The sequence below is a fragment of the Chromohalobacter sp. HP20-39 genome (assembly GCF_033052815.1).
Classification (GTDB): Bacteria; Pseudomonadota; Gammaproteobacteria; order Pseudomonadales; family Halomonadaceae; genus Chromohalobacter.
In genome coordinates, this window is the sequence record NZ_JAWHTP010001052.1 from 1 (window position 1) to 244 (window position 244).

The following is a 244-nucleotide window of genomic DNA, read 5'->3' on the forward strand; positions in this document are numbered from 1 at the left end:
CGACGGCGCCCGCTTCGGATCAGCCGCCGATCGCGTCGGCTTGTTTGCCACAGCCCCGGCCCCACCCGCGCCGGCAGCCGCGGCGCCAGTGTTGCCACCCAATATCACGGCCGTGAACGGCGCTGTCTACGTCTGCGACAAGGCGATTGCCGACGGCAATAACGTCGCGTGCCGCGAGATCTCCGCAGACGGCAAACAGTGCACCAATGTCACCTTGGCCGATGGCGATATCGGCTGGCGCGAT

Annotated in this window: 1 protein-coding gene; it reads left to right on the forward strand. The window is 67.2% G+C overall.

Going from position 1 to position 244, the window contains the following annotated elements; translation table 11 throughout:
* Nucleotides 1-244 (forward strand): hypothetical protein (locus tag RVY79_RS21135; protein ID WP_317466572.1); only part of this gene is annotated, 244 nt, incomplete at both ends.